This window comes from Kitasatospora sp. MBT63 (assembly GCF_000710465.2).
GTDB lineage: Bacteria > Actinomycetota > Actinomycetes > Streptomycetales > Streptomycetaceae > Kitasatospora.
The window spans coordinates 1-7,506 of the sequence record NZ_JAIZ01000430.1 but is presented as its reverse complement, the minus strand read 5'-3'; the positions used below and the strand labels follow the sequence as shown (position 1 = coordinate 7,506).

Annotated in this window: 6 protein-coding genes; 3 read left to right on the top strand and 3 right to left on the bottom strand. The window is 72.5% G+C overall.

From position 1 onward, the window contains the following. Window positions 1-18 precede the first annotated feature (18 nt). From AA75_RS23885 to AA75_RS23875, 3 genes are all read right to left on the bottom strand, one after another. Complete coding sequence (locus AA75_RS23885; protein ID WP_033822258.1) at window positions 19-1,290, bottom strand: Ig-like domain-containing protein; 1,272 nt, start codon at window positions 1,288-1,290, stop codon at window positions 19-21. A gap of 197 nt (window positions 1,291-1,487) precedes the next feature. Next, the gene (locus AA75_RS23880; protein WP_033822257.1) at window positions 1,488-1,814 is read right to left on the bottom strand and encodes a hypothetical protein; all 327 of its coding nucleotides are present in this window, start codon (window positions 1,812-1,814) and stop codon (window positions 1,488-1,490) included. A 492-nt stretch (window positions 1,815-2,306) separates the two neighbouring features. Then, window positions 2,307-3,707, bottom strand: a complete 1,401-nt coding sequence (locus tag AA75_RS23875; protein ID WP_033822256.1) for a cystathionine beta-synthase — start codon at window positions 3,705-3,707, stop codon at window positions 2,307-2,309. Between the two features lie 161 nt (window positions 3,708-3,868). Between AA75_RS23875 and AA75_RS23870 the strand changes: the two genes are divergently transcribed. From AA75_RS23870 to AA75_RS23860, 3 genes are all read left to right on the top strand, one after another. Further along, window positions 3,869-4,930 carry an SGNH/GDSL hydrolase family protein gene (locus AA75_RS23870; protein ID WP_033822255.1) on the top strand — a complete coding sequence of 354 codons (1,062 nt, stop codon included), beginning with the start codon at window positions 3,869-3,871 and terminating at the stop codon, window positions 4,928-4,930. An 84-nt stretch (window positions 4,931-5,014) separates the two neighbouring features. Beyond that, window positions 5,015-6,235, top strand: coding sequence for an acetyl-CoA C-acetyltransferase (locus tag AA75_RS23865; RefSeq protein WP_033822254.1), 1,221 nt, complete (start codon window positions 5,015-5,017; stop codon window positions 6,233-6,235). Between the two features lie 281 nt (window positions 6,236-6,516). Further along, a complete protein-coding gene (locus tag AA75_RS23860) occupies window positions 6,517-7,455 on the top strand; it encodes a hypothetical protein (protein ID WP_051813177.1) in 939 nt (312 codons plus the stop codon). Window positions 7,456-7,506: the final 51 nt, after the last annotated feature.

Sequence of the window (7,506 nt, the reverse complement as noted above, 5' to 3'; positions counted from 1 at the left end):
GGGCGGGCCGGCGGAGGGTCAGACGGCGCTGCCGGCCTTCCACTGGGTCCAGGTCATGTTCCAGCCGTTCAGGCCGTTGGCCGGGTCGACCTGCTTGTCACCGGAGTTGACCACCTCGACCACGTCCCCGATCAGCGAACTGGCGTAGAACCTGGCCGCGTTGGTGGTCGGGTCGGTGCCGCCCTGGACGTCCCGCAGGGAGATGCAGCCGTGGCTGGTGTTGGCTTTGCCGAACTGCGAGGCGGGCGACCAGTAGTTGCCGTGGATGAAGGTGCCGGAGGCGGTCAGGCGCTGGGCGTGCGGCACGTCCGGGATGTTGTACTCGTCGCCGAGGCCGACGGTGGCGGAGTCCATCTTGGTCTGCTGGAACTGCTCGGAGATGACCAGCTTGCCGCCCCAGGTCCGGTGTTCGGGGGAGCCGCCGATGACCGGGTAGACGGCGGTGACCTTGCCGTCGGTGGTGACGGTGAGGGTGTCGGCGGCGAGGTCGGCGACGCTGGTCTGGCTGCGGCCGATGGTGAAGGTCACGTCCTTGGACTGGATGCCGTAGACGCCCTTGGTGCCTTCGACGTCCTTCAGCCGGAGGCTGAGCGTGACCTTGGTGCCCTTGGCCCAGTACTGCTGCGGGCGGAAGTCCAGCCGGGTGCTGGAGAACCAGTGGCCGACGACCTCGACGCCGGGGTCGGCGACCACGGAGATGGCCCGCTGGACGGCGGCGCGGTTGGTGACCGGCTTGTTGAAGCGGATCGAGATCGGCATCCCGACGCCGACCGTGGAGCCGTCCTCCGGGGTGAAGTAGCCGACGAAGGTGCTGGCCGGGGTGGCGGTGGCGAAGCTGGTGTTGGCGTCGGCCTCGCGGCCGCTGTGGTCGTCGGCGATCACGGAGACGGTGTACTTGGTGCCGGAGACCAGCGGCCCGGTCGAGGTCCACGCGGAGGCGTCCGGGCTGAGCTGCCCGGGTATGACGGCGCCGGTCGCGTCCACCAGCGCCACCGCCCGCAGGCTGCCGTCGGTCACGGTGACCTTGACCGGGTCGCCGAACGGCGCGTCGGTGGTGCCGTTGGCCGGCCTGACAGTGATCTTCGCCACCGAGGCCTTTGGGCTGCTGCTGGGGGTGGCGGTGCCGCCCTGCGGGGCCAGCGGGCTCTCCGAGGAGCCGCCGCTGCTGCCGCCGCTGCCGCCGTCGCAGGCCGCCAGGAACAGCGCCGGCGCGCCGAGCAGGCCCGCCAGCACGCCACGCCGCGTCCACTGGCCGCCGAGCGGACGGTTCGGCTTCTCCGGTGCGGTCACTGCGGACTCCCTGCTGCTCGCGTTGCCGGCACATCGGGTGGGACCGACGCAATCGAGACTTGTTGCGGTTCCGTGAGGAAATGGTCGAGACCGTTCGAGAATACTCAAGATCCCATCAGAACGGACAAACGATCGAAAAAGCCGCCCGCCCCGGATGCTCCGGGACAGGCGGCGGCAGGGGTCGAGGCCCGGACGGGCTACTCCACCTCGTGCTCCTCCCAGGTCTCGTCCTCGGGGTCGTAGTCGGTGATCGCCGACTCCCAGGTGGCCGAGGTCAGCTCGACGCCCGGCACCTCGCCGAGCAGTGCGACGGGGTCCACGAAGTGGGCGAGCGAGCCGGACGGGTCCACCTCGATGGCCTCGACGGACTGCGCGCGCTCGTCGTCGTCGAGGTACTCGTCGGCGTCGACCTGGGCGAGGGCCGCGGCCTTGAGCGCCTGCTCGTCGGTGATCTCCGCGATGAGCTCTATGGTGAGGCGGACGTAGCGCGGGGCGTCCTGCCCGGAAAGATCAGTGCTGGTCATGCCTGCGAGGGTAGGCGAGCGGGCCGCCGCACGGAAACGGGCCGGCGCACACGGGTTCGACGCCCCGGCGTGGACCCGCCGTGGACCCGGCGCGCGGAACACGGCAGGGCCGGTGCCCGAGTCCGGGTACCGGCCCTGCCGCCTCCGCAAGGGCTCCCCCACCCGGGAGCCGCGGAGACGCGCCTCTCGGCGCGATAGGTGGCGCGGGGGCCACCACACCCTCCCGGCCGGAGCCGGCAGGGGCGGGACGACGGCAGCCCCCGCGCGCAGGACACGGTGGGCCGGGTCAGGGCCGACCGACGTGTCCGTGGTGGCTGCGATGCCGGGGAGCCGCTCCCGACCTCCGCTGCCACCGTGCTCGGCGTCTTGCCGTCGACCACTACGATGCCGGACGGTTGTTAACCCCGTGATGCGCGGACGTGACGTCGGTGTACCAACCGCCGGGCCGGCCCGTCCTCACCCGTCCGGCCCGTCAAGGCCGCTGACCCGTGGTCAGTGACCGGCCCGGCTGGTCAGGTAGGACAGCAGGTCCTGGCGGGTGACGATGCCCTGCGGCTTGCCCTCGACCAGCACGACGGCCGCGTCGGCCTTCTCCAGCACCGCCATCAGGCTGGTGACGGACTCGCCCGAACCGACCACCGGCAGCGGCTTGGACATCACCTTGTCCAGGCTGTCGGTGAGCTTGATCCGCTGCGAGAACAGGGCGTCCAGCAGCTCGCGCTCGACCACCGAGCCGATCACCTCGCCCGCCATGATGTCCGGGTGCCCGGCGCCCGGCGAGACCACCGGCATCTGGGAGACGCCGAAGTCGCGCAGCACCCGGACGGCCTCGGCGACCGTCTCGTTGGGGTGCATGTGGACGAACTGCGGGATGCCCTCGTGCTCGACGGCGTCCTTGCGGGCCAGCACCTCGCCGATGTGCGCCTCGTCCTCGGCGGTGGGCAGGAAGCCGTAGTCGGCCATCCAGTCGTCGTTGAAGATCTTCGAGAGGTAGCCGCGGCCGCCGTCGGGCAGCAGTACCACCACGACGTCGTCCGGGCCGAGCCCGCGGGCCACCTCCAGCGCGGCCACCACGGCCATCCCGCAGGAGCCGCCGACCAGCAGGCCCTCCTCCTTGGCGAGGCGGCGGGTCATCTGGAAGGAGTCCTTGTCGGAGACCGCGACGATCCCGTCCGCGACCTCGCGGTCGTAGGCGGTCGGCCAGAAGTCCTCGCCGACGCCCTCGACCAGGTACGGGCGGCCGGTGCCGCCGGAGTAGACCGAGCCCTCCGGGTCGGCGCCGATCACCTTGACGGCGCCCTTGGAGGCGTCCTTCAGGTAGCGGCCGGTGCCGGAGATGGTGCCGCCGGTGCCGACGCCCGCGACGAAGTGGGTGATCTTCCCCTCGGTCTGCTCCCAGAGCTCCGGGCCGGTGGAGTGGTAGTGCGAGGCCGGGTTGTCCGGGTTGGAGTACTGGTCCGGCTTCCAGGCGTTCGGGGTCTCGCGGACCAGCCGGTCGGAGACGTTGTAGTACGAGTCCGGGTGCTCGGGCGCGACGGCGGTCGGGCAGACCACCACCTCGGCACCGTACGCCCGGAGCGTGTTGATCTTGTCGGTGGAGACCTTGTCAGGACAGACGAAGATGCACCTGTAGCCCTTCTGCTGGGCCACGATCGCCAGACCCACCCCGGTGTTGCCGGAGGTCGGCTCGACGATCGTGCCGCCCGGCTTGAGCGCACCGGAGGCCTCGGCGGCCTCGATCATGCGCATCGCGATCCGGTCCTTCACCGAGCCGCCCGGGTTGAAGTACTCGACCTTGGCCAGCACCGTGGCACTGATTCCGTCGGTGACCTTGTTGAGCTTGACCAGAGGTGTGTTTCCGACCAGATCGATGATCGAGTTGTGGTACCGCACGGGGATCCTCCCGGACTATGGCTGCTGTGACTGTGGGTACTCAAAGCCTATGGCCACGGATGGCCGATGGGCGCCGATAGCGCGCGGGTCCACGCGGGTACCAAGGAGTACGGAGCCGCCGCACGAGCCGCTGCGGCGGCGGACGGACAAGGGGGTGCCGGATGCCAGGGGCACAGGCGTCGAGGGCCCGGGTGGCCCGGAGGATCGCGACCGCCGCGGCCTACGGCGGTGGCGGGATCGGCCTGCTCGGGGTCGGCGTGGCGGGCGTGCTGCTGACCGAGAGCAGGCTGGCGATCCGCGCGATCGGCCTGCTGGAGGGGGATCCGCCGCGGGCCGACGGGGTGTACGGGGAGGCGTTCGCGGACCCCGCGGACACCCGGCCGCCGGTGCGGCTGCTCTTCCTCGGGGACTCCACCGCGGCCGGGCTCGGGGTCCTGCGCGGGCACGAGACCCCCGGCGCGCTGCTGGCCTGCGGGCTCGCCTCGGTCGCCGAGCGCCGGGTCAGGCTGCACAACGTCGCCGCCTCGGGCGCGCGCTCCTGCGATCTCGCCGGGCAGGTCCGGCGGGCGCTGCCGTTCCGGCCCGAGCTGGCCGTGATCATGGTCGGCGCCAACGACGTGACCCGGCGCAGCCCCGCCTCCCAGGCGGTGGGGCTGCTGGCGGACGCGGTGGCCACGCTGCGCGGGGCGGGCTGCGAGGTGGTCGTCGGCACCTGCCCGGACCTCGGCACCATCAAGCCGGTCCGGCCGCCGCTGCGCTGGGTGGCCCGGCGGGTGAGCCGGCAGCTGGCGGCGGCCCAGACCATCGCGGTGGTGGAGGCCGGCGGCCGGACGGTGTCGCTGGGTTCGTTGCTCGGCCCGGAGTTCGCCGCCCGGCCGGAGATGTTCGCGGCCGACCGCTACCACCCGTCCGCCCAGGGCTACGCGACGGCCGCGATGGCGATGCTGCCCTCGCTCTGCGCGGCCCTGGAGGTCTGGCCCGAGGAGACCGGCCGCAGCGGGCCGGTGCAGGGCGACGCGGTGCTGCCGGTCGCGGTGGCCGCGGCCGCGGCGGCCGGGCAGTCGGGCACCGAAGTGGTGGCGGTCGGCCCGGAGGGCGGCCGGCGCTGGGCGCAGCTGCGGCACCGGCTGCGGCTCGGGCTGCCCGGCGCGGGCGCCTCGCCGGAGCCGGAGGCCGCGTCGGCCAACTCACACCCGGGGGCGGGTGACGCCGGGGCTACTTAGCGGTAACTTTCCCTGCGAGCGACCTCGGGCCCCCGTGCGCCCGGACCCGCTCGCCCGCCCAGGCCACGCATCGAGGAGCCCGTCATGCCCGAAGCCGTCATCGTCAGCGCCGCCCGTTCGCCGATCGGCCGGGCCTTCAAGGGGTCGCTCAAGGACGTCCGCCCGGACGACCTGACCGCGCAGATCATCGGCGCCGCGCTGGCCAAGGTGCCCGAGCTGGACCCGCGGCAGATCGACGACCTGATGCTGGGCTGCGGCCTGCCCGGCGGCGAGCAGGGCCACAACCTGGCCCGGATCGTCGCGGTGCAGATGGGCATGGACTACCTGCCCGGCGCCACCATCACCCGGTACTGCTCCTCCTCGCTGCAGACCACCCGGATGGCGCTGCACGCGATCAAGGCGGGCGAGGGCGACGTCTTCGTCTCGGCCGGCGTGGAGACCGTCTCGCGCAGCATCAACGGCACCTCGGACGGCATGCCGGGCACCCTCAACCCGTTCTTCGACGACGCGCTGGCCCGCACCGCCAAGCGCGCCGAGGAGGGCGGCGGCGAGTGGCACGACCCGCGCGAGGACGGGCTGGTCCCCGACGCGTACATCGCGATGGGCCAGACCGCGGAGAACCTGGCCGCGCTCAAGGGCGTCACCCGGGCCGACCAGGACGAGTTCGGCGTCCGCTCGCAGAACCTGGCCGAGGCCGCCATCAAGGCCGGCTTCTGGCAGCGCGAGATCACCCCGGTCACCACCCCCGACGGCACCGTGGTCTCGGCCGACGACGGCCCGCGCGCGGGTGTGACGCTGGAGGCCGTCTCCGGTCTCAAGCCGGTGTTCCGCCCCGACGGCACGGTCACCGCCGGTAACTGCTGCCCGCTGAACGACGGCGCGGCCGCCCTGGTGATCATGTCCGACACCAAGGCCCGCGAGCTCGGCATCACCCCGCTGGCCCGGGTGGTCTCCACCGGCGTCAGCGCGCTCTCCCCCGAGATCATGGGCTACGGCCCGGTCGAGGCCTCCCGGCAGGCCCTGAAGCGCGCCGGGCTGTCCATCGGCGACATCGACCTGGTCGAGATCAACGAGGCCTTCGCCGCCCAGGTCATCCCGTCCTACCGCGACCTCGGCATCGACCTGGACCGGCTGAACGTCAACGGCGGCGCCATCGCGGTCGGCCACCCGTTCGGCATGACCGGCGCCCGGATCACCACCACGCTGATCAACTCCCTGCAGTGGCACGACAAGCAGTTCGGTCTGGAGACCATGTGCGTGGGCGGCGGCCAGGGCATGGCGATGGTCATCGAGCGGCTCAGCTGACCCCACCGGGCAGGCCCGCACCACCCGTTCGGGCTCACCGAGAGTAATTGAGGGCCGGATCACACCCCAGGTGTGATCCGGCCCTTCCCGTTGTCGATTCAGCCGGTTTCGTCGACAGTCCGGAATGGATCAACTGCGTAGCGTAGAACGGTATTACCTAACAATTTGGGGACAAGGGGGAAAGTCACACATAAAACGGACATCAGCCACTGCAGCATCTGCCTTTCATGCGGCAGTGTGGAGACGTAACCCCGTTCCACTCCTCGCAAGGAGTACGTTCCGTGAGCGCCGTCTACACCGTCCTGCTGCTGATCCTGATCGCCGTGTCCACCGGCGTCCTGCTCCAACTGCGCCGTGTCGCAAGCCGGCTGAACGACCCGACCGCCCCGGGCGCCGCCGCCCCGGCCGTGGTCGACGAGGCCGTGATACGCCGCGCCGTGACCGAGGCGCTGGCGGCCGACCGGGAGCGGGAGATCTCCGAGGCCCGCGCGTTCTGGGCCGAGCAGGAGGCCAGGGCGGCCGAGGACGCCCCGCTGTTCGACGCCCCCTTCACCACCGTCGGCGAGGAGTGGCCGCTGTTCTTCCCGCGGCCGACCGGCCCGGACGAGGCCGCCGACACCACCGGCAACGCCGGCACCATGGACCCGGCCTTCGGCGAGGCGCTGCGCTCCGCCCTGGAGGACCTGATCAACGAGGGCGGCCCGGCCCAGGGCGGCGTCCACCCGTCGATGCCCGCCCACCCCGGCCACGGCGGCGGGGCCCCGCACCCCGCCGACAGCGGCGAGGCCCGCGCCCGGCGCGAGGCCGACCTGCTCGCCACCGGTCTGGACGCCGGCCTGCTGGACGCCGACACCGAGCCCGCCACCGCCCCCGACCCGCGCCGGCACCCCTCGCACCCGGACTTCATCCCCAGCCCGACGCCGTCCCGGGAGTGGACCGACGACCGGCTGGCGGCGCTCGCCGAGGAGAAGGTCGGCCTCACCGACGTCCGCCCCGGCCCGCTGGGCACCCTGGACGTGTACGCCTTCGCCGACGGCACCACCCTGTGCGTGGCGCCCGGCGACCGGGAGGCGGCCTACCGGCTGATCGACGCCGTCCGCGGCGGCGAGGACGTCCGGCTGCTGGGCGGCTCGCGGTTCTCCGGCTCGTACTCGCTGACCTTCTCCACCGACGAGGACACCGTCTACGTGCTGGCCGACCGGGTGGTCGCCAGCATCTGACCGGCAGGCACGCGGCGACGGCGCGCAGCGCGGCGAGGGTCAGCGAGTGGT

Coding starts and splice junctions, on each gene's coding strand:
- AA75_RS23880 (WP_033822257.1), bottom strand. CDS start 1,814: ATGACCAGCACTGATCTTTCCGGGCAGGACGCCCCGCGCTACGTCCGC.
- AA75_RS23870 (WP_033822255.1), top strand. CDS start 3,869: ATGCCAGGGGCACAGGCGTCGAGGGCCCGGGTGGCCCGGAGGATCGCG.
- AA75_RS23865 (WP_033822254.1), top strand. CDS start 5,015: ATGCCCGAAGCCGTCATCGTCAGCGCCGCCCGTTCGCCGATCGGCCGG.